A 22,692-nucleotide genomic window follows, 5' to 3' on the forward strand; every position below is an offset into this window, starting at 1 on the left:
TTGCTCATATCTTGCCGGGGGCGCGCCTGGGCAGCGAGTGTAATGTGTGTGACCATGTATTTATTGAAAATGACGTACAGATTGGGCATAGAGTGACTTTAAAATGCGGTGTCCAGCTCTGGGACGGCATTACCATAGAAGACGATGTCTTTATCGGACCCAATGCTACTTTTACCAACGATCCTTTCCCCCGCAGCAAAGTCTATCCGCAGGAATTTGCAAGAACGGTTATTCGCAGGGGCGCTTCCTTGGGCGCGAACTGTACCGTCCTGCCGGGCCTGACCATTGGCACAAACGCCATGGTCGGCGCGGGGGCTGTCGTCACGCGTTCCGTTCCCGCCAACGCCATTGTCGTCGGCAACCCGGCCAAGATAGTGGGTTATGTTGATGCCAGGCCGGTTTGCCATGAACAGATAACCGCGGCGGGTAAGGTTGCGGCGCAAACGGAAACCATGGTGAAAGGCGTGACATTGCATACCATGAACAAATTCGCCGACCTTCGCGGCAGCTTGTCGGTGGGTAATTTTGGCCACGCCATTCCGTTCAAGCCGGTACGTTATTTTATGGTTTACGATGTGCCCACCGAAGAAATCCGGGGAGAACATGCGCACCGGGTCTGTCATCAATTTCTCGTTGCGGTAAAAGGGTTGGTGCATGTCGTGGCTGACGATGGAATTCATCGCCAGGAGTTTATACTCGACAAACCCACCCAGGGCGTTTATCTGCCGGCGATGACCTGGGGCATTCAGTATCGCTACTCGCCGGATGCCATATTGATGGTATTCGCCTCGCATCATTACGACGCCACAGACTATATACGGGACTATGACGAATTCAGAATACTCACTGAATGCGCCGGTAACGGGCGGCCATGATGTCGGCGCCATTGGCAGTATTTAAACTGACATTTGCCAGATTTCTCCTGTCGGGCGGGCTTAACACTGTCCTGACCTATGGCGTGTACTTGCTGCTGCTGATGGCTTTCAGCTATACCGCAAGCTTCTCCATGGCGTATGCGGCGGGTATTTTATTTGCCTATGTGATGAATCGTTTTTTCGTCTTCAAGCGTCATCAAGGGCTGAAATCAATTATCTGGCTGCCTTTTGTTTATATATTACAGTATGTATTAAGCATAATCGTTTTATGGAGTTGGGTTGAGAAATGGCAGTTCTCCGTCCATCTAGCCCCGCTGGCGGCAATTGCCGTGACCCTGCCGGTGACATATTTTTTCTCCAAGCTGCTCTTTTAGTCTGTGGGCAGTTTTTAAATGAGCCGCCGGAAATGCCGGCACACAGATAAAACCGGAGCATAACTTTTCTTCCCAAAGGATTGCTTGATATGGACGTTATAAACAGCGTTGCCCTGTACGGGATTGCAGGGATATTTATTGCCTTTGTTATCCTGCTTGCGTTTATTTACAAAAATACGTTATGCAGAGCATTTAATAGGGCCGACCACTCATTAGCAGGTTTCGCCGTGCAATTGCGCTTTGACGGCTTCAATCTACGTGAGCTGGCGGTCTTGATTTTTATAGGCGCGGTATTTTATGGCTATTTTTTATCAACGTTCTCATTGTCTATCGATAACGAATCCGCGGCTCTTCGCCAGGACTCCGGCGTTTGGGTGAGTCAGGGAAGATGGTTCACCTATCTTATCGAGAGATTTTTATTGCAGCAGCCTTCGGTTCCTTTTGCCCCTTATGTCCTTTTGATCATCGCATTTGCCGTTTCTTACCTTGCGCTCGTCAAGGCACATGGTTATAAAGAAAGCTGGAGGACCTACCTGGCCTATCCTGTTTTTTGCGCCTTCCCCACCTGGTGGGCCATCGCGACGTTTTACGCCAACACTCCCGCTTTAGCCATAGGACTCGTTTTAACCAGTTTGGGCGCTTATCTCTATTTTGGCGCAGGCTATACGGGGAAGATAGCAGGCCATAATTCCCTTGCCAAAAATACGGTCGTTATCACGATGCTGGCTTGTGGCATTGCCGCTTATCAATCTCTGATTCTGATGTTTGTCTCTTACGCGTGCGGCATCTTGTTAGTGAGGTGTTTGCGTATTGGTGGCGTACGTCGGATACCAGTAAAACTGCTGGCAATGGCTGTATTCAGAGTAATGCTCCTGGTGAGTGCTGCGATCCTTGTTTATGAAGTCATTAATAAACTGTCCCAACACTTTATTGCCCACGACAGTGGCTATATCGCTAAAGCTTTTTTTAATTATGATAAAACGTTATCAGAACCTTTACGCGTGCTGCGCTCCATTTCCCGGGAACAGCTGGCTATTTATGGCGGGTCTACTAAAAGATATGGCGCTAATTTAGCCATGAATGGAGTAATACTCTGTCTGGCTACTTTAGCTATTTTACGCACCAATTTTTTCAAAAATTCAATCAATTTTGTGTTATGGCTGGGCGTATTATTTTCTCCGTTCGCTTTACATTTGGTCACCGGCGGCGAGCCCTTACCGGTGCGCACGTTAATTCCCATCGCGTATGTCAGCTGGCTGGCGTGTATCATCCTGCTGTCCTGTCAGCGTGCCGTGACTCTTCTGGCGAGCGGCATTCTGGTTGGGCTGTTACAGATAAAAATCATCGGCGTGACGTCTCAATACATCGCGTCAGCCACTATCGTACAATCACACGACAGGCTGTTGGCCGCCGATATTTACAGCAGGATCGGTGAATTAAGCGCTGATTTCGATCCCAATGCCCCCTTGATAATGGATTTCTACGGTCGAAAAATTTTCAGCACGACTTATTATGCGAATGCTTGGCAAGGAACCATGCAGGGCTCATTTTTTTCGTGGGATCATGATAATATTTCTCGTATCACCCAATATATGAAAGTAATGGGTTATCACAATATTGTCCTGCCTAACGACGTCGAGAGAAAAGCGCTCAGCATTGTTTTTGAACAGATGCCGGTCTGGCCCGCCGCCGGCTCGGTTAAAAAGGTCGGGGACATTTATCTGATCAGGCTCAGTAAAGATCCGGACACAACACATGCTATATAAGCATGGGACCTTATCGGGTAGGTTTAATGGAAAACAGCATACCGGCCAGTACTATAAAGGCGCCGATAATGGCCAGTTGCCAGGTGCTCGGGATGCCCACCAGGATCAGCACGTTGTTCACCAGCGTGATCAGGATGACGCCGAGCAGGGTGCCTACCACGCTGCCGGAGCCGCCGGTGATGCGGGCGCCGCCGAGAATAACGGCGGCGATAACCTCCAGTTCGGAACCCGCCAGGTCGAAGGGATTGGCCAGGCGGTTGCTGGCGACATGCATAATGCCGGCGATGCCGGCAAGCAGGCCCGCATAGGCGAACACAAACACCCGCACGTTACGCAGGTTATAGCCAAGCCGTTGGGCAATGTCGGCATTACCCCCCACCGCATAGATGGCCCGGCCCATCAGCGTACGCTGCAGCAGGTACCAGGTGGCGACGGCGGCAACCGCCAGCGCCAGCACGTAGGCGGGAAGCGCCGACGCCCCGCCGCCGGCGCTCTGGTGATGGAAAAGCGCATATTTGCCGAACGCATCCATCGATGCCGGGATGTTCATAAACGTCGCCGTACCGACAAAGGTCAGCAGGAAGCCGCGGATCACATACTGCGTGCCGATGGTCACAATCAGCGACGGCGCCCTGAGGGCGCTGACCAGCAGGCCGTTGGCCGCCCCCAGCAGCGCGCCGCCCGCCGCGGCCATCAGCAGGATGGGCGCCATGGACATGCCGGGCGCCAGGTCCGTCACCAGCTTGGTGATGACGTACATCACCAGGGCGGCGATGGCGGTGAAGGAGACGTCAAGCCCGCCCGCCGCCAGCACCACCAGGACGCCCAGCGCAAACAGGCCGCTCACCACGGAGGAGCGCGCCATGTCGAACAGGTTCGACACCTGCCAAAAGGCGGGGTTGAGGGTGCCCACCACCAGGCAGACCAGGACTATCAGCAGCAGCGTCACCGCCGGCGGATGATGAATGAACCAGCGGCTGAGGCGTACGCTGTGGCTTGCCGTGCCGTCGCGGCGATGCTGTGTTGTGATATCGGTCATTGTGGCGTCTCCGGGCGCTCTTCCGCCGCCATGGCGCGGTACAGCGCCCCTTCCTCAAGGTTATCCGCCGCGAACGTCGCCGCCACGGCCCCCCGGCGCATCACGAGGATGCGGTCGCAGTTTTGCAGCAGTTCCGGCAGGTCGTCGCTGATGATGATGACGCCCATGCCGTCGCCGGCGAGCCGCTGGATGATGCGATAAATGGTGTCCTTCGAGCCCACATCCACCCCCGCCGTGGGCCCGTGCAAAATCAGCAGCCGCGGCTCGATGGTCAGCCAGCGGCCAATGAGCACGCGCTGCTGATTGCCGCCGGAGAGCGACATGACGGGGTTGTCGCTGTCGGGGGTGACAATCTGCAGGTCATCGATGGTCCGTTGGGCGGCGGCGTGATTGCGTTTGCCGTCCAGCAGGCCGAACGAGCCGCGCAGGCGGTCGAGCATCGCCACGATGATATTCTCCTTAATCGATTTCTCCAGGAACAGCCCCTCGGACAGCCGGTCCTCCGGCACATAACCGATGCCGGCGCCGATGGCCTGCGCCGGGCTGCCGAGGGTGATGGCGGCGCCGTCCAGCGTTATCCGGCCGCTGTCCGCCGGTAAAATGCCCGCCAGGGACAGGGCCAGTTCATTGCGGCCGGAATCCAGCAGCCCGGTGATGCCGAGGATTTCACCGCGCGCCAGCTGGAAGGACACGTCCCGGTAGCCGCCGCGCCGGCCGAGGCCGTCGACGCCCAGCAGCGCCTCGCCGCCGTCAAAGGCGGCGCGGTACCGGGTGTCATCCAGCTGCTTGCCGGTCATCCAGAAGGCGAGCTGCCGCTTTGACTGTCCGGCCACATCGCATTCGGTGACTTTCAGGCCGTCGCGGATGATGATGGCCCGGCCCCCGATAGCCTTGCACTCGTCGAGCTTGTGCGTGACGAACAGCACCGATACGCCCTGCGCCTGCAGTTTGCCCACCACCGCAATCAGGTTGTCCACCTCGCGCCGGGTGAGGGCGGTGGTGGGCTCGTCCATAATGACCAGGCCGGCGTCCGACGCAATGGCCCGGGCAATGGCAATCAATTGGCGGGTGGCTATCGGCAGTTCTTCCACCGGCGTGTCGAGAAACGCCGCATCGGCGGGCAGGTTGACCTTGGCCAGCGCGCGCACCGCGGTGTCCTTGAGCATGCGCAGGTCCAGGCGCCGCGCCAGACTGCCGCCGGCGGCCACCAGTTGGCGGGTCAGCGCGACGTTTTCGGCCACGCTGAGATTGGGCAGCAGCGACAAATCCTGATAGACGGTCTCAATGCCGGCGGCCAGCGCGCCCACCGGCGTCAGCTTGTCCACCCGCCGGCCGTTAATCAGCAATTCGCCGCCGTCGGACGGCTGCGCCCCGGAAATGATTTTGATCAGCGTGCTTTTGCCGCAGCCGTTTTCCCCCATCAGGTGATAGACGCGGCCGCGTTCGATAACAAAACTGATGCCTTTAAGCGCCTTGACGCCGCCAAAGTGTTTTTGCAGTTCGCGCACCTCGAGAAAAGGCACGGTCTGCGCCGGGTTGCCGGCGGGCGAGGTATCGGCTTGAACGGTCACGGGCATGGCTTTTATCCAGGCAGGTTTACGGGTGGGGATCGGCAACTGGCCGCCGATCCGAGTTTGTTGACAAAGTGCCTGGTCGGGATAGGCTGCCAGATCGTAAACACGCCGTGAATCCATCCCTGGAGGCTCGATCCGCGCGATTACGGCTACCTTCCTTGGTCGCCGCCCTGCGGGCCAACGCCTGGCGGCGTTGTTCCAATACGCTCCCGGCGTATTGGTCCCTGGCGCGGACGGTTTACTCTTCTGGCAGCCTATCCCTCCCTATTAACTCTGAGTACTTTGTCAGCAGTCTGAGACCGGCGGCCGGCCGCCGATCCGTTGCACTCTCTATGGACTTTGAGACTCAGAACGGGTATTGCCGGTAGTTGGACTTGTTCACGTCAACCCAGGCCTGACCGGTGACGATGATGCCCTTGCCGGGACCTTTTTTCACCGACACCTTGTTATAGCCGGGTACGCCCAGGTCCATGCCGTCGGTAACCTGCTTGCCCTCCAGCAGCATCTGCGCCACCTTGTTCATGATGTAGCCGGCATCCTTGGGATCCCAGAAGGAGATGCTCTGCACGGTGCCGGATTCCAGATACTTGCTGGTGTCCTTCGGCAGGCCGATACCGATGACGCACACCTTGCCGGAGAGGCCGGCTTCTTCCACGGCGCGGCCGATGCCGATGACGTCATTGCCGGCGCTGCCCTGTATCCCCTTGATATCCGGGTATTTACGCAGGATTTCGCGCGCTTTCTCATAGGCGGTATTAGCATCGTCGAAAGATTCATTCTTGGGGGACACCAACTGCATCTGCGGGTACTTCTTGGCGTTCTCGGCGCTGCCGTCGGCCCACTGCACGTGGGTCCGGCTGCCGAGGGAACCGACGAAGGTGGTCCACTTCCCGCTTTTGCCCATGCATTGCGCCAGCTGTTCGTTGAAGTGGGCGCCAAGAGCGGTGTTATTGAACGCCTCGATATCCACCTGGGTATTTTTGACGCTGTCCCCCTCATGGGTAACGACCTTGATGCCGCGATCCATGGCGCGTTTGAGCACGCCTTCAGTGGCCGAGGGGTCCATCGGCACCACGGCGATGGCGCTGACGTTCTTGGCGATCAGATCCTCAATGAGATGTCCCTGCTGGGCGGCATCGGCCTTGGCCGGGCCGATCTCGCTGGTGGTGACGCCGGGATTGTCCCGGCCGTAGGCAACGACGCCTTCATTCATGCGGGTGAACCAGTTCTCGCCGGTTATCTTTACCACCGTCACGATGGACGGCGCGTCTTTCGCGAGCAGGGGCGGCGCCGCGCACAGGGCGCCCAGCGCAACGGCGAGGGCGGTAAGTTTACGTATCATTGGCATCAACGTTTCCTCATTATGGTTGTGTTGCACGTAGGGTAAGAGTTCGCCGCCGGCGCCGATAAGACGCCGGCGGCGATAAAACGCGTCACGTTCGTGACGCAAGCCAAGACCGGATATCGACGCGCGACACCGCCAGGAACAGCAGCAGCAGCAGGCCCCAGGCGCAGTCGCGGAAAAAGTTGGAAATATTCAGGAAATTGAACAGGCTGGCCAGCATCTGCAGCGCGGTGGCCGACAGCACGACGCAGACGATGCGCCCGTAGCCCCCGTCCGGCCGCACGCCGGCCATCACCACAATCAGGATGGCGATAAGCACATAGGAGCTGCCATAGTCCCACTTCACGCTGGAGGTGCGGGCGGCGATGACGATGCCGGCGATACCGGCCAGAACGCCGCTGGCGGTGTAGGTGAGAAACAGCATCTTTTTCAGCGCGATGCCGGCGTACCGCGCGGCCTTGGCATTGCTGCCCATCAGATAGAGCCGCAGGCCGAAGGGGCAAAAACGCAATACGATGCCCAGCAGCAGCGCCACCGCCAGAAACAGCGAAAAGCACAGCGGCAGGCCCAGCACCGGCGAATTGCCGAAATCGTCCAGCGGTTCGATATAGCCGATGCTGATGGCCGACCCGTTGGTCAGCACCACCGCGATGCCGGTGAAGAACATCTGCGTGCCCAGGGTGGCGATAATCGGCGTCAGGCCGGCATGGGCTATCAAAAAGCCGTTAAGCATGCCCCCCGCCAGCCCCACCAGCAGGGCGACGGCCGCGAAGGCCCAAACGAACAGCAGCGGGGCGTCATCAGCCGACACCCAGTGGCGCACCAGCAGATAGGACAGGACGCCGGCCAGATTGGCCAGGGCGATGCCGGACAGGTCGATGCCGCCATTGCCCGAAATCATCGCCAGCATGACGCCCAGGGCCAGCAACCCCAGTTCGGGCACCTGCGCCGACATGGATTGAAAGTTGTACAGGGTGATAAAGTTGGCGCCGGCAAACGCCACGCCGGCCGCTAACACCAGCACGTTGGCCGCGGCCAGAAAATTGAGCTGACGGTCCGACAGAATGTTACGCATCGATCATCTCCTCCCGACAGCGCCCTCTTTTGGATTCGCCGTCTCCGAGCGCGTCAGCGTTTTTCACGGTAATAGCGGGCTTTGTTGGAAAAAGTCATGCAGCACCCGGAATAAAATCACCGCGACGCTACCGCCCGAATCGACGATACCCAGGCCTTTTTCCGCGAAAGACGCGGCCTTGCCCCATTGAGGCAGCATGGTACGGGTTGCATCAAGCCCCTGCTCCGCCGCTCGAAAAGCGGCCTCCACCGCCTGCGCCGGCGAGGCGCCGCCGTCAATGCCGTCCGACAGCGCCTGACTGGCCGGCAGCAGCACGTCCAATACCGTTTTATCGCCGGCCCGGGCCTTACCACGGTCCGCAATGCCCTGGGTAAAGGCGTTAAAAAACCGTACCAGCAGCTGACCATCCAATTCGGCAGCGGCGGCGGGAAGCGCTTTTCCGCCGCGCATAAACCCGGTGGCCATCAGGGTTCCCATGGTTGACGGCGCGGCTTTCGCCATCGCCACGCCGCAGAGGGCAAAATATTCGCCAATGCCCTCCTGCTCCCCCGGGACTGTGTTCGCCGCGGCGGCAAACGCTTTTTGCATCGTAATGCCCAAATCCCCATCGCCTATCTGTTGATCGAGCGCGATCAGGGTAGCGCGCTGTTCGATCATGGCCTGATGCCAGGCGGCGACCAGGGCGCGGCACTGTGTTAATGACAAACAATCAACCATCGGCGGATGCTCCTGTCAGTTATCAAGTCTTGGCTGGATAAAGAATGGCGTATTCGCCGGCTGAGCCAGATAGCCCTTCAGCTCGGCGTCAAGCTTGCAAACCGATAATGAGAAACCGGTCATTTCCATTGCGGTGGCAAACTCGCCGCAATAGACATGGAAAACGGCAATCCGCCGTTCGGCCAACACTTGGTGAATGCGGTTATACAGGATATACAGCTCATCTTTCGGCGTGGCGCCGAGGCCGTTAAGCAAAATTGCCGCCTGGTCGTTCTGGCTGAAGGTCAACTCGTCCAATAGCAGCGGCAGAATGCGATCAATGATGCGGTCCGCGCTTTCACGTTTGCCTGTGCTGATGCCCGGTTCGCCATGAATACCCATGCCGAGCTCCATCTCATCTTCCGCCACGGTAAACGCCGGGGTGCCGACCTCGGGGATGATACAGGGCGACAAGGCAACGCCGATGGTCTTGGTCGCATCGCCGGCGCGGGCGGCCAGTCGCGCCACCTCCTCCAGGCCCAGGCCCGCCGCCGCCGCCGCGCCGGCAATTTTATAGATAAAGAAAATACCGGCCACGCCCCGCCGCTTTGACCGACGGTCCGCCGTGGCTGAACCGACATCATCGGCGCCCACGACCGTAGCGGTGTTGATGCCGTCGAAACCGGCCAGTTCGGCGGCCAGATCAAAATTAAGAATGTCGCCGCTGTAATTGCCGTACAGATACAGTACGCCGCTGCCTTGATCCACGGCCTTGGTGACATTCAGGATTTGATCCGCCGAAGGCGATTGAAAAACATCCCCCACCGCACAGCCGTCAAGCATGCCCTCCCCCACATAACCTAGGAACAAGGGTAAATGGCCCGAACCGCCGCCGGTGACCAACCCCACTTTGCCAGGCACGGCCGGGACGGCGTTAACCAGACAATGCACATCATCAGCGACATATTTCAACTGGCGAGGATGGGCGGCATAAATACCGGCCAGCATTTCCACTACATATTCGGAGGGAGCGTTAATAAATTTTTTCATCGGATAAATGTCCAGAATCTCCATAATTTTCAATGGAGAAATAAATGATTAACCGCTTGATGAAATAGATAATAGGAAGGTAAAAAAAAGCTGTAAACTAAAATTTTACTAAAATATAGAGAGGATTTTAATATGTGAACAGTGTCACAAGCCCGTTCATTAAACCTGATAGAGTTAATGATAAAAATAGGCAATTTTAAATTTTTATTGGAGTATTTAAATGTAGTTATCATAAGAACCCATGGGGAATTTATGGCAAAAATAAAAGATATCGCGCAACGCGCGGGCGTTTCCCTCAGTGCGGTCTCAATTGCCATGAATGGCAAGCGGGGCCTCAGTATCACTACACGCGAACGGATTCTGAAGATTGCTCACGAACTCGATTATCATTCCTCACGACAGGAAAAATATCCCGGTGTGATCCGCTTTTTAAAAATCGCATTACATGGCAATACCGTTAATGAAAATCATAGTATCTTCATTAACGGTTATATTGATGGCATGATTGAACAGGCAGGAAAATTAAAGCTCTCACTTGAGGTTGCGCATTATCAGGGCATAAGCGTTGAACAGATAGTTGAAAAACAGAGCAGCCTGCAACCCGTGCAAGGCGTCATTATTTTAGGCACCGAATTCGAACAAGCCGATTTTAGCGCATTGAAAAATATAAAAGCACCGTTTGTGATTATTGATAATATTAACGATTTTCTTCCCTATGATTTTGTGAATATAAATAATCGGGGCGCTGTTTTTAAAATACTCCATCACTTTCAGCGCAGCGGCCTGACCCAAATCGGGCTGATTACCAGCTTTGCCCACACGCCTAATTTCCAGCAGCGCGAAGCCGCTTTTCGTGAATTGGTCGGCCAAGTCGGACTGGCCTTTGATAACCGGGATACCCTCAGCGTCAATTCCACCCTTGAAGATGCCTATCAGGCAATGAAGCACTATCTGGCGGCAGGAAGGCCGCTCGCACAGGGGTACTTTTGCGTCAATGATATTATCGCTTGCGGCTGCCTGAAAGCGCTCAAAGAATATGGCCTAAGGATACCGGAAGATATTTCCCTGATTGGATTCGACGATCTGCCGATTTCCGCCGTGATAGAGCCTCCGCTGACAACCATCCAGGTGTTTAATAAAAAACTCGGCGCGGCGGCGGTGGATTTACTATATCAGCGCATCAGCTTGGGAAAAAGTTCCAGCCATACCAATATATTGATCTGCGGCGCGCTGATAAAACGCGCAAGCGTGCAGATAAAAAGTCACGGCTTACCGCACCAGGAAAGCCTTTCGGGTTATTCACACCCGCGATAAGGATGCCCTGAAGTCCACGTTTGCCAGCGCAGCCAGCCCATCAAGCCGGCCGCCGATGTCCGGGTTCTCCGCCAGCCGCACGCCAATTAGGCCATCATTAACGTATTCGGATTGGCCGGGAGTCAAAACTGGCTTAACCGCCTGATGATGCCTTCCCGGACATTATCGATATGCGTGGCAATCAAACTCTGGGCCAGTTCAGGCTCGTTGTCGCGCAGGGCCGCAATGATCGCCAGGTGCTCTTTATGCCCGGTCTCGAATCGTTCGGGAACCTGCGTAAGATGGAACATATGGGTTTTAAGACGCAGGGTGCGGATGAAATTCACCAGCATCCTGTTACCGCTGTAACGGGCTATGGTTTCGTGGATGCGTGAATCCGCCTCCCAGTCAGCCTCCGTGTCGGGTACTTTTTTCAACAGCAGCGCCCTGACCCGCTGCTCCATTTCATCCAGCTCGCCGAGCGGAATTTTGCCGGCCGCCAGGCGGGTCGCTTCGGTTTCCAGTATTCGGCGGATATGCAGGGTTTCAACCAGTTCCTGGATGGAAAACTCTTTAACAGAGGGCGTTCTGCCGCCGTTTCTGGCGATAAAGCCTTCATTTTCCAATCTGTTCAGCGCATTGCGTACCGGCGTGCGGGAAATATTCATCATGTCGGCAAGGCGGCGTTCCTGCAGTACGGTATTGACCGGCAGTTCACGCTTGAGGATCATTTCCAGAACGGTTTCGTACGCTCTCTTGCTCAGGTTTTGCTCAACCTCATCTGCGGCACTGAATAACTGATCGGCAAGCTTCATGATATATCACCATAAAAGAGAAATTTTCTTATTTTTACGTTTTAGGTAGGGGTGATGCCAGCTTTTTCAGGTTACGCTTTTGCAGCGAGCACCTTGTCCATGGTGGCGAATGCAATGCCCTGCTTTTCAAGCAACCGGCGAACCGACCTGGCCATTTCAACCGCGCCGGGCGTATCGCCATGCACGCAGAGGGAATCTATCGGCACGGGAATCAGGGCGCCGTTTGCCGTAACGATCGCGTTTTGTTCCATCATCCGCAATATCCGTTCACTGGCCATGACCGGATCGTGCAGCACGGCGCCGGGTAATTTTCGCGACAGCAGATTGCCGTTTTCAGCATAGGCCCGGTCAACATAGATTTCCCTTATCACCGGCAGACCCACTTTAAGCGCTGCCGTTTCCGTGCGCATGCCCGGCATGACCACCATGATTAAATCCTTATCAACGAGGTAAATCGCCTTTGCCACCGCCATGGCGAGATCGTCGTCTTCAGCCGCCATATTCCCCAGCGCCCCGTGGGTTTTAACATGCTGCAGCCGCACACCCTGGCTTTCGGCCAGCGCTTTCAAAGCGCCTATCTGGTATATCACCTGACGCTGGATCTGCAGCGGACTGTCGCCGATTATCCGGCGGCGGCCAAAACCGGGCAGATCAAAAAAACCCGGATGGGCCCCGATGCCAACCCTCTTCTGCGAAGCATTGTCGAGCGTTATCGCCATGACATCGGGATCGCCGGCATGGAAACCGCAGGCAATATTGGCGGAAGTGACAATCTCAAGCATCAGCTCATCAGAACCCATTTGCCATGCCCCGTAACTTTCACCCATGTCGCAGTTCAAATCGATTAGCATCTGACATTCACCTCAACTGTATAATTTCAATATCTATTTTTTCTAAGATAAGTTTTTTGTCTTGTACAATTATTGACAGCATGCCAATGGTATGCCAAATGTATTCCGACTACAAATAGCTTTATTCTATGTTAGGAACGTAAAGTGGAAATGGCCGACAATTCTGTTCGTTGGGAATTTCAGCCGGTCGCGGATCAGGCTGTTAATATTGATTTCGGCGAGCTGATAGATGAAGAAATTAATCTTCGAATAACGTCTCTGGCCGCGGCAATTAATAATAAACGGCTTACGGGCGTAACGGCCTGTATTCCCACTTATCGTTCCCTGACGGTGGCATATGACTCAGCTTTAGTCAGGCAGTCCCATTTAATTGAACGTTTGAAAGAACTGATAACGACCGTAAAAACCGAGACAAAAACGCGCAAATGCTGGTACCTGCCGGTCTGCTATGGCGGTAAATACGGTGTTGACCTGCCGGCGTCGGCCCAAACGCTTGCATTGAGTCCCAATGAGCTTATCCGACTGCATACCGCAACCTGCTACCGGATTTATATGATTGGCTTTATGCCCGGTTTCGCCTATCTGGGCGGGCTTGACGCCAGACTTCACATACCCAGACGAACCGCCCCGCGGCAAAGTGTCCCGGCAGGCAGCATAAGTATCGGCGGCATACAGACAGCCGTGGGATCCGTGGCGGCTCCCAGCGGCTGGCATTTGCTTGGCCAAACACCGGTCAAGAGTTTCGACCCGTTGCGCGAACAGCCTTTTCTTTTTACCGCCGGAGAATATATCGAGTTCGTTCCCATTAAAGAAAATGAATATGTGAAGCTCGCTGACGACCGGGGTTATATGCCTGACTGGAACCTGCGGGCATGACCTATTTTGACGTTATCTCGCCGGGACTGTTATCCACCCTTCAGGATGGCGGCCGTTTCGGCTATGAAGATAAAGGCGTCCCGCCGTCAGGGGTGCTGGACGAGCTGAGCTTCGCCATTGCCAACGCTCTGGTGGGAAATCATCCCGGAACAGGGGCTATCGAATTCACCCTTACCGGCCCAAGCCTGCGGCTGTGCGGTGACGGATACTGCTTCTTTTCGGTCACCGGCGATTTTAGCGCCACATTAAACGACGCGCCCTGCGCAACTTACCAGAATCACCGGATGCATCCTGGGGATATTTTGTCGATTCAGCGCGTTATTTCCGGCGCCAGAGGCTATCTGTCCATTTCCGGCGGCTTTGCCGTGCCGCCGGTTCTAGGTAGCGTCTCCACGCTGATGCGGGCGCAGCTGGGAGGGGTTAACGGACATCCGCTGCGCAAGGGCGACCGCCTGCCCATTGCCCCGCAGCGGCATTCGGTATGCCATGGCGTCCGGGCCGAACGGATTCTACCCCAGATGGAAAAACGAGCCGTGCGAGTGGTTTGGGGACCTCAGGACGATTACTTCGACGATGAAGCGCGGGCGTCCTTTCTCACCCAAACCTATACCCTCTCACCACAGTGCGATCGAATGGGATACCGCCTGAAAGGCAGCCCGTTGGCCCATGTAAAAGGCTTTAACATCATCTCCGATGCGATATGCGCGGGGAGCATCCAGATTCCGGGAGACGGCCAACCCATTGTGGCCATGAACGATCGCCAGACTACCGGCGGCTACCCGAAGATTGCCACGGTGATCCGCGCGGATCTGGCCAGGCTGGGCCAGATGAAACCGGGCGATCCCATTCGTTTTGAAGCGGTATCGGTAGAGAAAGCCGAGGATTTATGGCAGGGAAGGCAGAAGATCCTCGCGCAAAAGCTGGCGGCGCTTAATAAAAAAGTCTTGGCGGCATGCCCGTAACCTGCGTGCGGCAGCGCTAACGAGGAATGACAAATGTCTGTAATCACATCTAAAACAAAGGGCGTTTTTGTTATTGCCGTGACGCCGTTTCGGCATGACGGAACGATCGATCCCGGCAGCATTGACAGTATGGTGGATTTCTATTTTGAAAAGGGCGCCGACGGGCTGACCATTCTGGGCATGATGGGAGAAGCGCCCAAGCTGACATTGGCCGAGTCATTGGCGGTCGCCAGGCTGACGTTGGCACGCGCGTCAGGCAAACCGGTTATCGTTGGCGTTTCCGCGCCCGGCCTGGCCGCCCTCGGAGAACTGTCCGGTAAAGTCATGGACATGGGCGCTGCGGGGATTATGGTCGCCCCGCCTGCCACCCTGCGCACCGATGAACAGATCATCAATTACTACCGTCACGTGATCGACATGGTGGGCGCCGAGACTCCGGTGGTGCTGCAGGACTTTCCTCTCTCCACCGGCGTGCAGATTTCAACCAAGACGCTGGGGGTCCTTTTTACGGCCCACCCCAGCATTGTCATGCTAAAACACGAGGACTGGCCGGGACTGCAAAAAATCAGCGACATCCGCCGGGCCGAAGCGCAGGGACAGCGTCCCGTATCGATTTTGTGCGGCAATGCCGGGGTTTTTCTACCCGAGGAAATGCAGCGCGGAGCGGATGGCGCCATGACCGGTTTCGCCTATCCGGAAATGATGGTTGATGTGGTTCGGCTGATGAACGCGGGCAGGGTTGAAGAGGCCCATGATGTTTTTGACGCTTACCTGCCGTTGATTCGCTATGAGCAGCAACCCGGACTTGGCCTGGCGGTAAGAAAATACCTGCTGGCAAAACGCGGCGCCATTTCCTGCGCGGCACAGCGGCGTCCGGGAATCATGCTGAGCGAGCCGGCTGTTAACGAGATCGAGCGTCTTGTCGCCCGTCAGGATCGAAGACTTACCTTGCCGGCGTAAGTCACATGAACAGGAAACAGTTGTGAACGGGGGCGCCAGCCACGCCATGGTCAATAACACATCTTCGCCGGCTGCCTTATGCGGGAAGGCCCGGCGTTGCGGGAGAATGAACAGTGAAAGACCGAATAGTGCGGTTTGACCGCGTGGAATTCGATACGCGGCAAAACAGGCTCAGACAGCAAATGGAAAAGCAAAAGCTGGATGCCATTATCGTTTCGGCGCCAGAGAATATTTATTACCTGTCCGGGTATCAAACCAAGGCGGTATTCACCTTTCAGTTTCTTTTATTCACGGTAAAAGGCCCGCTGTTATTGTTCACCCGGCAGATGGAAATTGCCAATGCCATGGCCGCCCATGCTGAAGGGGGATTTTCCGATTATGAAGTGTATCAGGACGATCAGGACCCCATGGAGGCCGCCATCGCTTTTTTGCGCCGCCATCTCCCTTCGGGGGCCAGGGTCGGGCTGGAACTGGCAAGCTGGTGCATGCCGGCCCAGCGCGCGCAGGGGATTACCCGTGGTTTTACCGCGGCAAAATGGATTGATGTCTCGACGCTTATCGATAGGCTGCGATTGGTTAAGTCGCCAGCAGAACTCATGGCGCTGGCACAAGCCGGACGTATCGGCGATGCCATCGCCGACCGAACCCTGGCGGCCATCGCTCCCGGCCGTACCGAGAACGATCTGGCCGCGGTGCTGATGACCGAAATGGTAAACCAAGGGTCGGAATACCCCGGCAGCTGGCCCAACGTGATGGTCGGCCAGCGCACCGGAAGAATTCATGCCGCCTGGGAGGGCGTTGCCATTGGCCGTGACGATCATGTGATGGCTGAAATCACCGGCGTAAAGCTGCGCTATCACGCGCCGTCCTGCCGAACAATCCTGGTGGGCAATCCGTTGCCGGCTATTCGCCACGCGGCCGAAGTCCTTGAAAAGGCACAACAGGCCGCCGTTGCGGCCGTGGAGTCCGGCCGTCCCGCCCGGGTCATCAATCAGGCGGCGGAGGCGGTGCTGGCGGCCAACGATCCCGGCTGTGTCGTCGCACGCCGCTGCGGTTATTCACTGGGCATCGGTTTCCCTCCTTCCTGGGGCGCGCAATGGCAGTTGGGGTTGAACTCGCTGGTGGAAGAGACGCTGGAAACGGGTATGGCATTCCATATCGTGCTGGTGGGGCATTTGCCGGAAGGACGCGCCGTCAGTATCGGCTGTACGGTCGCGCTAGGAGAAAACGGTCCTGAACGACTCACCCGTGGCGGCGTGTTCTGGGCTGACGGCTCAAAACGCCTGTGAATCCCTGACATCATCAATGAATGAAGGAACCGTAAAAAAATGAGTAAAAACAGTCGCTCTTCCCAGCGGGCCGGCGGGCTCACCCGCCGCTCTTTCATTCTGGCTTCGGCGGCCATCCTGCCCGTCGCCGCCGGTTTTTCCCGCGTCTCGCTGGCCGCTTTAGCCGGCGAGACGCTGGTTGTGCGCACGAGTTCCGGCGGCAGCTATGGCGAAGCGATGGATCGCGCCATTTTCACGCCTTTTACCAAGGCCACCGGCATACGCATCATCAAGACCGCCAGCGATATGGCACCGCTGATTGCTTCAGCTAAACAAGGCAAGCCGCTGGTCGACATTGTGGATACATCGGAAGGGCTGCTGCAGACCCTGGCCGCCAATGGGGCGCTCAATGCTATCGATTATGGCAAATGCAGGCTGTTCACCGTCGACGACATCGGCAAAGACGCGGCCAAACAATACATGGTGCGCCGAATGGTTTACGCGCGCGTGCTGGGCTACCGCAAAAACGCCTTTACCGGCGCCGTTCCCGCCGATTGGCGGGAGTTCTGGGACGCGGAAAAATTTCCCGGCGCCCGCGCCTTGCCCGGACTTGGCCTCGACATGCCTGACCTGGAGTTCGCCCTGCTGGCCGACGGCGTTCCGATGAACGAGATATACCCGATTAATATTGATCGCGCCCTGGCGGCCTATAGCCGGATTCGCGGCAAGATCCAGAGTTTTTATAATACCGACGCCATTTCGGCGAATTTGCTGTCCACCGGTGAAGTGGATATTGAACCCATCGCCAACGGCCGTATTCAATCGATGATTGATGAAGGGGGCGGTTATGCCATTGAATGGAACCAGCATATGAAGGTGCCCAGCGCCTACGCCATCCTTAAGGGGGCTAAAAATCTGGAGAACGCCTACCGCTTCCTCGATTTTGCCCTGTCGCCGCAGGTGCAGGCGGATTTTGCCAAGGAAATTCCTTATGGTCCGGTCAACAAAAAGGCATTTGATCTTATCCCGTCCGGCATCGCTGCGAAATTGCCCACCAATCCCGCCTGGAGCGATAAAGGGTTCATGCAGGATGTCAAATGGTGGGGAGACAATAGCCAGCTGGTGACGAATAAATGGAATCAGTGGGCAGCGCAATGAGAGGAATAACATCCGCCGCGGCAGTTCAGGCCGATGGAACGCGGGTGACCAAATCCGCCTCGGTTCGCGTTGAAGGACTGAAAAAAGCCATCGGCGGCGCCACCCTCCTCGCCAACGTCGATTTACATGTTAACGCCGGGGAATTTGTGACGCTGCTCGGCGCCTCCGGATCGGGTAAAACCTCTACCTTAATGGCCATCGCCGGATTCCTCACGCCCGACGCCGGGCGGATTACCGTCGGCGATCGCGACGTTACCCGCGTCCCGCCCGGCCGCGAAAGGGATATGGGCATTGTCTTCCAGAATTATGCCTTATTCCCCCATATGACCGTGGCGCAAAATGTCGCCTATCCGCTGAAGGTTCGTCACCTGCCACGGCAGCAGATCAAAGCGCGCGTCGCCAAGGTATTGGAGCTGGTGCAGCTTACGCCCCTGGCCGATCGCAAGCCCGCGTGGCTTTCCGGCGGGCAGCAGCAGCGCGTGGCGCTGGCGCGGGCGCTGGTTTTTGAGCCTTCAGTCCTGCTGATGGATGAACCCATGGGAGCGCTGGATGTACGCCTCAAAGAGGAGCTGCAATGGGAGATCAGGCGATTGCAGCGGGAAATCGGCGCCACGGTCATTTATGTCACTCATGATCAACATGAAGCCATGCTGCTTTCCGATCGCGTTGCCTTGATGCGCGACGGGCGGATTGAGCAGTACTCCACCGCTCAGGAACTCTATCAGCGTCCCGAAACCCTGTTCGCCGCCCGGTTTTTAGGGGACTCGAACCTGCTGAAAGGCCGCTTGAGCCATACCGCCGGCCCCGCGCTGGAGGTGGCCGGCACACACCTTCGGCTCCCGGCGGAACAGGCTGACGGGAAAGAGGACGGGGCGTTATGCGCCGCGCTGCTGCGCCCGGAAGTCCTGGCCATACAGCCCGCCGGCCTGCTCGAGGAGCCGCCACCGGGATGTTTTATTACGGGCATGGTCAAAGATTTGGCCTTTGTGGGCCAGTCCATACGCTATGAATTTGAATGCGAACTCATGGATGTGACGATGCTAATTCACCAAGTTGCGCGTTCCGGCCATACGCAGCTTTCACCCGGCAGCCGTGCCGTCGTATCATGGGATCCCCGGGATATTCATCTGATTAAAATGGACGGCAGCCATGGCTGAGGTGAATATCGCCGCTGCGCCGGCGCCTCGCAAACGTTTAACGGCGCCTGATTTGCAATGGCTGGCATTAACGGTCGTCGTTCTGTTCATGCTGGCGACGTTCATTGCGCCGCTTTTGCAGGTGTTGTTTCTTGGCGTTACCGATGATGGCGGGAATTTTACCTTCGCCCCGTTGAAGGAACTGTTTCAAAACGGCAGCCTGCGCCACGTCATACTGCAGACGGCGTTCACCGCCGCGGAGGTATCGCTCTGCTGCCTTATCATTGGCTATCCGGCGGCATATTACCTGTCACAGCTAAAAGGCAAAATGGCAACCCTGACCGGAGTCGCCATCCTGTTCCCTTTCCTCACCAGCAGCCTGGTGCGCACCTTTGTTTTTATGGTTATCCTTGGTCGCACCGGCCTGCTCAATAGCCTGCTCAAGGCCCTGGACATACCGGGAACACCCTTCAAACTTCTGTTTAACCAGACGGGGGTGGTTATCGGCATGACCTATGTCTTACTGCCCTATATGCTGCTGTCGCTTATCGGCACGATGCGCAAAATCGACCCGGTGCTGTTGAATGCGGCACGCAGCCTCGGCGCCGGGCCCGCCACCATTTTCCTGACCGTCTATCTGCCCCTTAGCCTGCCGGGAGTGGCGGCGGGAACGATCATTACCACCATTCTCGGTTTCGGCTACTTTGTCACGCCGGCGCTGATGGGCGGCCCGTCCGAAACCATGATTGCCCAGCTCGTGGAGCAGCGCATCGTCGTCATGTACGATATGCACGGCGCGGCGGCGCTGTCTCTTATTATGCTGGCGATAGTGCTGGCGGTGTACGCCGTTGCCGCCCGCTGGCTTGGCTTATCCAGGATGATGAGGCCGCACGGATGAAAACGCGGCCCTCGCTCTCCAGAAGCGTCCTTTCAGTCTATGCCTACGGCCTCATTATCCTGATGCTGATTCCGATGGCTGCGCTGGTACCCATCTCATTGGGCGACAGCGCCACCATGTCGGCCCTGCCGGAGCATTTCTCTTTGCGCTGGTACCGCGAGGTACTGGGGGGAAGCCAGTGGCGGGAATCGTTCTCATGGAGTTTGATCACCGCCGGCCTGGCCACCCTGATTTCCACCGCGATCGGCTATTTGGGCGCCTACCTGCTGGTGCATTCCACCAGCAAAATGAAAGGCGTGCTTGAAATAATCCTGTTGATGCCGGTGATGGTGCCCACCGTTATCGTGGCCTTTTCCACCTATATTCTGTCAAACTGGATGCCCGCCGACAGCAACTGGCTATTGATCGCGGTGGGACAAGCGCTGCTGGGCCTGCCGATTGCCACGCTAATCATCGCCGCCGGCCTGCGCGATATCGACGTCTCAATCATCAGGGCGGCCGTAAGCCTCGGCGGCCAGCGACACCAGGTCTTTCTGTGGATCATTTTGCCCATGGCCCGCCACGGGATTCTCTCCGCCGCCGCCCTCGGTTTTCTTATCGCCTTCGATGAGCTGCTGGTGGCGATATTTTTGACAAAACCCGGCCTGGAAACGCTACCCGTGCGCATCTACGATGCCGTGACCTATGAACTTACCCCCGCCATTGCGGTGGTCAGCGTATTTCTGATGGCGTTGATTGCACTGGCGCTGATTGTGGGGAATTGCCTGAAAAGCCGGGGAACGGCGAAAGGCCGTGTTTAGCTTTTCCGTCCCCAAAGGCCAACGGACTATCGCGAAACCGTTCATGTACATCATCCCGCCGAACCACGCCCGGTCGTTGAAGCTTAAGACACTCTGCGCCACTTAGGGGGTACGCCTGAAGTGGCACGAACGTTGGATCGATACTGGCCGGTAATGGCTGGTTTTTCCATATTATCGAAGGTCATTTCAAAGCTCTGCAATATTTGAATGACCGTGTCCTGTTTATTATCTAGTGCTATCTTCAAGGCGGTATGGCCGTTGTTATCGGTAGCGTCAAAGTGGATTTTATCGTGCTCCAATAAATCCATCACCATAGAAGCCCAGCCCTTTTCTGCCGCCAGCATCAGGGCAGTGGTGCCGGAGTTATTCTTTTCATTGATAAGAAGAGAGAGTTTATCCTTAAGGCCATTGTACGCGACTTTATCGTCGTGATGGATCATGGCATGAAGGAGTGTATTACCATTTTTGTCTTTGAAGTCTTCGATTTTCATTAAGTTTTTTTTAACATATGCAATGGACAGCAAATATATATTTTTGTTAAAGAAGTCATTAAAAACCTTGCCAACATCCCCGCACCAGCTGCTATGATAATATTCAAGCAGCGATTCCTCTGGAGAATAGGTGATGGCGTCACGAAGCAAATCATCTTGAATGCGACAATTTATCTCACCCATATGCAAGGCCTGCAATGTTACAGAGTCCCTATATTGGCCGTGATCGACCCAAAACAAACCCTTAAATGATTTAATAGTGCTCGAATATGAGATGCGTTTAGACTGGATATTATAAGTATTTCCCTCATTATTTTCCGCGACTAACGCTTCAGCTAAACCACCATAAATGGCGCCAGAATATTCCAGTAAATAAATATTATGATTATTTGCAGCATTTCGCCCCAGGATCGCGGTGAGATCCACCGGCAGGCTCGTTGATTGCGTAAATTGCAAGATTTCCTGATGGCCACGTTCAGTCAAATACCTCATATCGCCCACGTCGGCATAATTCCCCGGCATATTAAATATTACTTCTACATTTTGACGTATCTCATCACCAATGTCTTTAATCATGGTGATGATATTGGTAGCTTGATTAAGCTTTACAAGCATAATATAGAAATGCTCTTTCGTGATACAGTCAATATCCGCTCTAAGCCTCTTATTCTTACACTGCAGCGGGTAAATCCAGTTGGCTTTTTTCAGATGCTGTTTGTAGGCGTCGACGTAGAGTTCCAGTTCATCCCGGTCAATGGCCGCATGATATTGTTGGACATGCTTTACAATGACGTCATGAGCCGTTTTTTCTATGTGGGCATTGATATGTTGCAAAATATTTTTCCCTGAGGGAACATTCATTATTTCATTGATCTGAATGATATCTGACAACGCTTGCTCAACATTATTTCCCAGATTGAGAATTATATTATTCAGCATCCTTTGGATATAAAATTTATGTGCAAAAAAACCGTCAAAATTTAATTGTCTGAAGCCCATTAAAGATTTACCAAGGCTGTCATATAAAAACGGTTTCAGTTCATTTCTAACATTCTGACATTGGTGAAAATTCTGGCAAAAGAGTCTTATATTTTCTTCGGATGAACGATCTGCATTTATATTTTTTGCAATCGACTTGAAGTCGTTTTCGATCTGTTCAATATATCGTCCGAAGTCTTGGCCGCTTTCAAAATTTTCGACACAGCCATATTTTCGCTCTGAATAGAATACTCTGTTTGCATCATCCAGCCGTGCCGGCTCTTTTGTCAACAACTCGGTGGGGTGAAGCCATTTAGACGTGGTGCTAACATGACAAACTGGCATGATATCTCCTGGTGATAAGTTCTATTGATTAACCGCCGAAATAGGGATTTTTCGGAAATCCTTGATG

General features: G+C 55.4%; 21 protein-coding genes. 12 read left to right on the forward strand and 9 right to left on the reverse strand.

Annotated features, from left to right (window positions below; genetic code table 11):
* Nucleotides 1-92: 92 nt before the first annotated feature.
* From ACL2XO_RS24145 to ACL2XO_RS24155, 3 genes are all read left to right on the forward strand, one after another.
* Nucleotides 93-875: a WxcM-like domain-containing protein gene (locus ACL2XO_RS24145; RefSeq protein ID WP_413741707.1), complete on the forward strand. Its 783-nt coding sequence runs from the start codon at nt 93-95 to the stop codon at nt 873-875.
* Complete coding sequence (locus ACL2XO_RS24150) at nt 872-1,249, forward strand: GtrA family protein (RefSeq protein ID WP_413741708.1); 378 nt, start codon at nt 872-874, stop codon at nt 1,247-1,249. Before ACL2XO_RS24145 ends, ACL2XO_RS24150 begins: the two co-directional genes overlap by 4 nt.
* Nucleotides 1,250-1,338: 89 nt before the next feature.
* On the forward strand, nt 1,339-3,015 hold the full coding sequence (locus ACL2XO_RS24155; protein ID WP_413741709.1) for a glucosyltransferase domain-containing protein: 1,677 nt from the start codon (nt 1,339-1,341) through the stop codon (nt 3,013-3,015).
* Nucleotides 3,016-3,025: 10 nt separating this feature from the next.
* Here ACL2XO_RS24155 and ACL2XO_RS24160 read toward each other — a convergent pair whose 3' ends face one another.
* The 6 genes from ACL2XO_RS24160 to ACL2XO_RS24185 all read right to left on the reverse strand — a co-directional run bounded on the left by ACL2XO_RS24160 (nt 3,026) and on the right by ACL2XO_RS24185 (nt 9,794).
* Nucleotides 3,026-3,955 carry an ABC transporter permease gene (locus tag ACL2XO_RS24160; RefSeq protein WP_413743104.1) on the reverse strand — a complete coding sequence of 310 codons (930 nt, stop codon included), beginning with the start codon at nt 3,953-3,955 and terminating at the stop codon, nt 3,026-3,028.
* Between the two features lie 95 nt (nt 3,956-4,050).
* Nucleotides 4,051-5,748 carry a sugar ABC transporter ATP-binding protein gene (locus ACL2XO_RS24165; RefSeq protein ID WP_413741710.1) on the reverse strand — a complete coding sequence of 566 codons (1,698 nt, stop codon included), beginning with the start codon at nt 5,746-5,748 and terminating at the stop codon, nt 4,051-4,053.
* 226 nt (nt 5,749-5,974) lie between these two features.
* Nucleotides 5,975-7,078 (reverse strand): autoinducer 2 ABC transporter substrate-binding protein, encoded by a 1,104-nt coding sequence (locus ACL2XO_RS24170; RefSeq protein WP_243701516.1) that lies wholly within the window; start codon nt 7,076-7,078, stop codon nt 5,975-5,977.
* On the reverse strand, nt 7,062-8,048 hold the full coding sequence (locus ACL2XO_RS24175; protein WP_413724080.1) for an ABC transporter permease: 987 nt from the start codon (nt 8,046-8,048) through the stop codon (nt 7,062-7,064). The genes ACL2XO_RS24170 and ACL2XO_RS24175 overlap by 17 nt, the downstream gene beginning before the upstream one ends.
* A 63-nt stretch (nt 8,049-8,111) precedes the next feature.
* Entirely contained in the window at nt 8,112-8,765 is a 654-nt protein-coding gene (locus ACL2XO_RS24180) for a DAK2 domain-containing protein (RefSeq protein ID WP_413741711.1), read from the reverse strand.
* Nucleotides 8,766-8,780: 15 nt separating this feature from the next.
* Nucleotides 8,781-9,794 carry a dihydroxyacetone kinase subunit DhaK gene (locus tag ACL2XO_RS24185; RefSeq protein ID WP_413741712.1) on the reverse strand — a complete coding sequence of 338 codons (1,014 nt, stop codon included), beginning with the start codon at nt 9,792-9,794 and terminating at the stop codon, nt 8,781-8,783.
* A 252-nt stretch (nt 9,795-10,046) separates the two neighbouring features.
* Here ACL2XO_RS24185 and ACL2XO_RS24190 point away from each other — a divergent pair, with 252 nt between their 5' ends.
* Entirely contained in the window at nt 10,047-11,108 is a 1,062-nt protein-coding gene (locus tag ACL2XO_RS24190; RefSeq protein WP_413741713.1) for a LacI family DNA-binding transcriptional regulator, read from the forward strand.
* Nucleotides 11,109-11,230: 122 nt separating this feature from the next.
* Here ACL2XO_RS24190 and ACL2XO_RS24195 read toward each other — a convergent pair whose 3' ends face one another.
* Both ACL2XO_RS24195 and ACL2XO_RS24200 read right to left on the reverse strand, forming a co-directional pair.
* The gene (locus ACL2XO_RS24195; RefSeq protein ID WP_413741714.1) at nt 11,231-11,902 is read right to left on the reverse strand and encodes a GntR family transcriptional regulator; all 672 of its coding nucleotides are present in this window, start codon (nt 11,900-11,902) and stop codon (nt 11,231-11,233) included.
* A gap of 71 nt (nt 11,903-11,973) precedes the next feature.
* On the reverse strand, nt 11,974-12,753 hold the full coding sequence (locus ACL2XO_RS24200; RefSeq protein ID WP_413741715.1) for a LamB/YcsF family protein: 780 nt from the start codon (nt 12,751-12,753) through the stop codon (nt 11,974-11,976).
* A 150-nt stretch (nt 12,754-12,903) separates the two neighbouring features.
* Here ACL2XO_RS24200 and pxpB point away from each other — a divergent pair, with 150 nt between their 5' ends.
* The 8 genes from pxpB (at nt 12,904) to ACL2XO_RS24240 (ending at nt 20,811) form a co-directional block, all read left to right on the forward strand.
* Nucleotides 12,904-13,629 (forward strand): 5-oxoprolinase subunit PxpB, encoded by a 726-nt coding sequence (pxpB, locus tag ACL2XO_RS24205; protein ID WP_413743105.1) that lies wholly within the window; start codon nt 12,904-12,906, stop codon nt 13,627-13,629.
* A complete protein-coding gene (locus ACL2XO_RS24210; protein WP_413741716.1) occupies nt 13,626-14,591 on the forward strand; it encodes a biotin-dependent carboxyltransferase family protein in 966 nt (321 codons plus the stop codon). Before pxpB ends, ACL2XO_RS24210 begins: the two co-directional genes overlap by 4 nt.
* A 33-nt stretch (nt 14,592-14,624) precedes the next feature.
* Entirely contained in the window at nt 14,625-15,551 is a 927-nt protein-coding gene (locus ACL2XO_RS24215; RefSeq protein WP_413725676.1) for a dihydrodipicolinate synthase family protein, read from the forward strand.
* Nucleotides 15,552-15,664: 113 nt separating this feature from the next.
* On the forward strand, nt 15,665-16,840 hold the full coding sequence (locus ACL2XO_RS24220) for a M24 family metallopeptidase (protein WP_413741717.1): 1,176 nt from the start codon (nt 15,665-15,667) through the stop codon (nt 16,838-16,840).
* 39 nt (nt 16,841-16,879) lie between these two features.
* Nucleotides 16,880-17,977: an ABC transporter substrate-binding protein gene (locus ACL2XO_RS24225; RefSeq protein WP_413725678.1), complete on the forward strand. Its 1,098-nt coding sequence runs from the start codon at nt 16,880-16,882 to the stop codon at nt 17,975-17,977.
* The gene (locus tag ACL2XO_RS24230; protein ID WP_413725679.1) at nt 17,974-19,134 is read left to right on the forward strand and encodes an ABC transporter ATP-binding protein; all 1,161 of its coding nucleotides are present in this window, start codon (nt 17,974-17,976) and stop codon (nt 19,132-19,134) included. Before ACL2XO_RS24225 ends, ACL2XO_RS24230 begins: the two co-directional genes overlap by 4 nt.
* Entirely contained in the window at nt 19,127-20,011 is an 885-nt protein-coding gene (locus ACL2XO_RS24235; protein WP_413725680.1) for an ABC transporter permease, read from the forward strand. The genes ACL2XO_RS24230 and ACL2XO_RS24235 overlap by 8 nt, the downstream gene beginning before the upstream one ends.
* On the forward strand, nt 20,008-20,811 hold the full coding sequence (locus tag ACL2XO_RS24240) for an ABC transporter permease (protein ID WP_413741718.1): 804 nt from the start codon (nt 20,008-20,010) through the stop codon (nt 20,809-20,811). The genes ACL2XO_RS24235 and ACL2XO_RS24240 overlap by 4 nt, the downstream gene beginning before the upstream one ends.
* Before the next feature lie 83 nt (nt 20,812-20,894).
* Here the strand turns inward: ACL2XO_RS24240 and ACL2XO_RS24245 are convergent, their stop codons facing one another.
* Nucleotides 20,895-22,625 (reverse strand): ankyrin repeat domain-containing protein, encoded by a 1,731-nt coding sequence (locus ACL2XO_RS24245; protein WP_413741719.1) that lies wholly within the window; start codon nt 22,623-22,625, stop codon nt 20,895-20,897.
* Nucleotides 22,626-22,692: the final 67 nt, after the last annotated feature.

The organism is Sodalis sp. RH15 (assembly GCF_047324255.1).
Taxonomy (GTDB): domain Bacteria; phylum Pseudomonadota; class Gammaproteobacteria; order Enterobacterales; family Enterobacteriaceae; genus Acerihabitans; species Acerihabitans ligni.

Excerpts from the sequence above, each read along its gene's own strand:
- ACL2XO_RS24150 (WP_413741708.1), top strand. The coding sequence starts at position 872 with ATGATGTCGGCGCCATTGGCAGTATTTAAACTGACATTTGCCAGATTT.
- ACL2XO_RS24175 (WP_413724080.1), bottom strand. The coding sequence starts at position 8,048 with ATGCGTAACATTCTGTCGGACCGTCAGCTCAATTTTCTGGCCGCGGCC.
- ACL2XO_RS24180 (WP_413741711.1), bottom strand. The coding sequence starts at position 8,765 with ATGGTTGATTGTTTGTCATTAACACAGTGCCGCGCCCTGGTCGCCGCC.
- ACL2XO_RS24185 (WP_413741712.1), bottom strand. The coding sequence starts at position 9,794 with ATGAAAAAATTTATTAACGCTCCCTCCGAATATGTAGTGGAAATGCTG.
- ACL2XO_RS24190 (WP_413741713.1), top strand. The coding sequence starts at position 10,047 with ATGGCAAAAATAAAAGATATCGCGCAACGCGCGGGCGTTTCCCTCAGT.
- ACL2XO_RS24195 (WP_413741714.1), bottom strand. The coding sequence starts at position 11,902 with ATGAAGCTTGCCGATCAGTTATTCAGTGCCGCAGATGAGGTTGAGCAA.
- ACL2XO_RS24165 (WP_413741710.1), bottom strand. The coding sequence starts at position 5,748 with ATGGATTCACGGCGTGTTTACGATCTGGCAGCCTATCCCGACCAGGCA.
- ACL2XO_RS24235 (WP_413725680.1), top strand. The coding sequence starts at position 19,127 with ATGGCTGAGGTGAATATCGCCGCTGCGCCGGCGCCTCGCAAACGTTTA.
- ACL2XO_RS24230 (WP_413725679.1), top strand. The coding sequence starts at position 17,974 with ATGAGAGGAATAACATCCGCCGCGGCAGTTCAGGCCGATGGAACGCGG.
- ACL2XO_RS24215 (WP_413725676.1), top strand. The coding sequence starts at position 14,625 with ATGTCTGTAATCACATCTAAAACAAAGGGCGTTTTTGTTATTGCCGTG.
- pxpB (WP_413743105.1), top strand. The coding sequence starts at position 12,904 with ATGGCCGACAATTCTGTTCGTTGGGAATTTCAGCCGGTCGCGGATCAG.
- ACL2XO_RS24225 (WP_413725678.1), top strand. The coding sequence starts at position 16,880 with ATGAGTAAAAACAGTCGCTCTTCCCAGCGGGCCGGCGGGCTCACCCGC.
- ACL2XO_RS24240 (WP_413741718.1), top strand. The coding sequence starts at position 20,008 with ATGAAAACGCGGCCCTCGCTCTCCAGAAGCGTCCTTTCAGTCTATGCC.
- ACL2XO_RS24245 (WP_413741719.1), bottom strand. The coding sequence starts at position 22,625 with ATGCCAGTTTGTCATGTTAGCACCACGTCTAAATGGCTTCACCCCACC.
- ACL2XO_RS24155 (WP_413741709.1), top strand. The coding sequence starts at position 1,339 with ATGGACGTTATAAACAGCGTTGCCCTGTACGGGATTGCAGGGATATTT.
- ACL2XO_RS24210 (WP_413741716.1), top strand. The coding sequence starts at position 13,626 with ATGACCTATTTTGACGTTATCTCGCCGGGACTGTTATCCACCCTTCAG.
- ACL2XO_RS24200 (WP_413741715.1), bottom strand. The coding sequence starts at position 12,753 with ATGCTAATCGATTTGAACTGCGACATGGGTGAAAGTTACGGGGCATGG.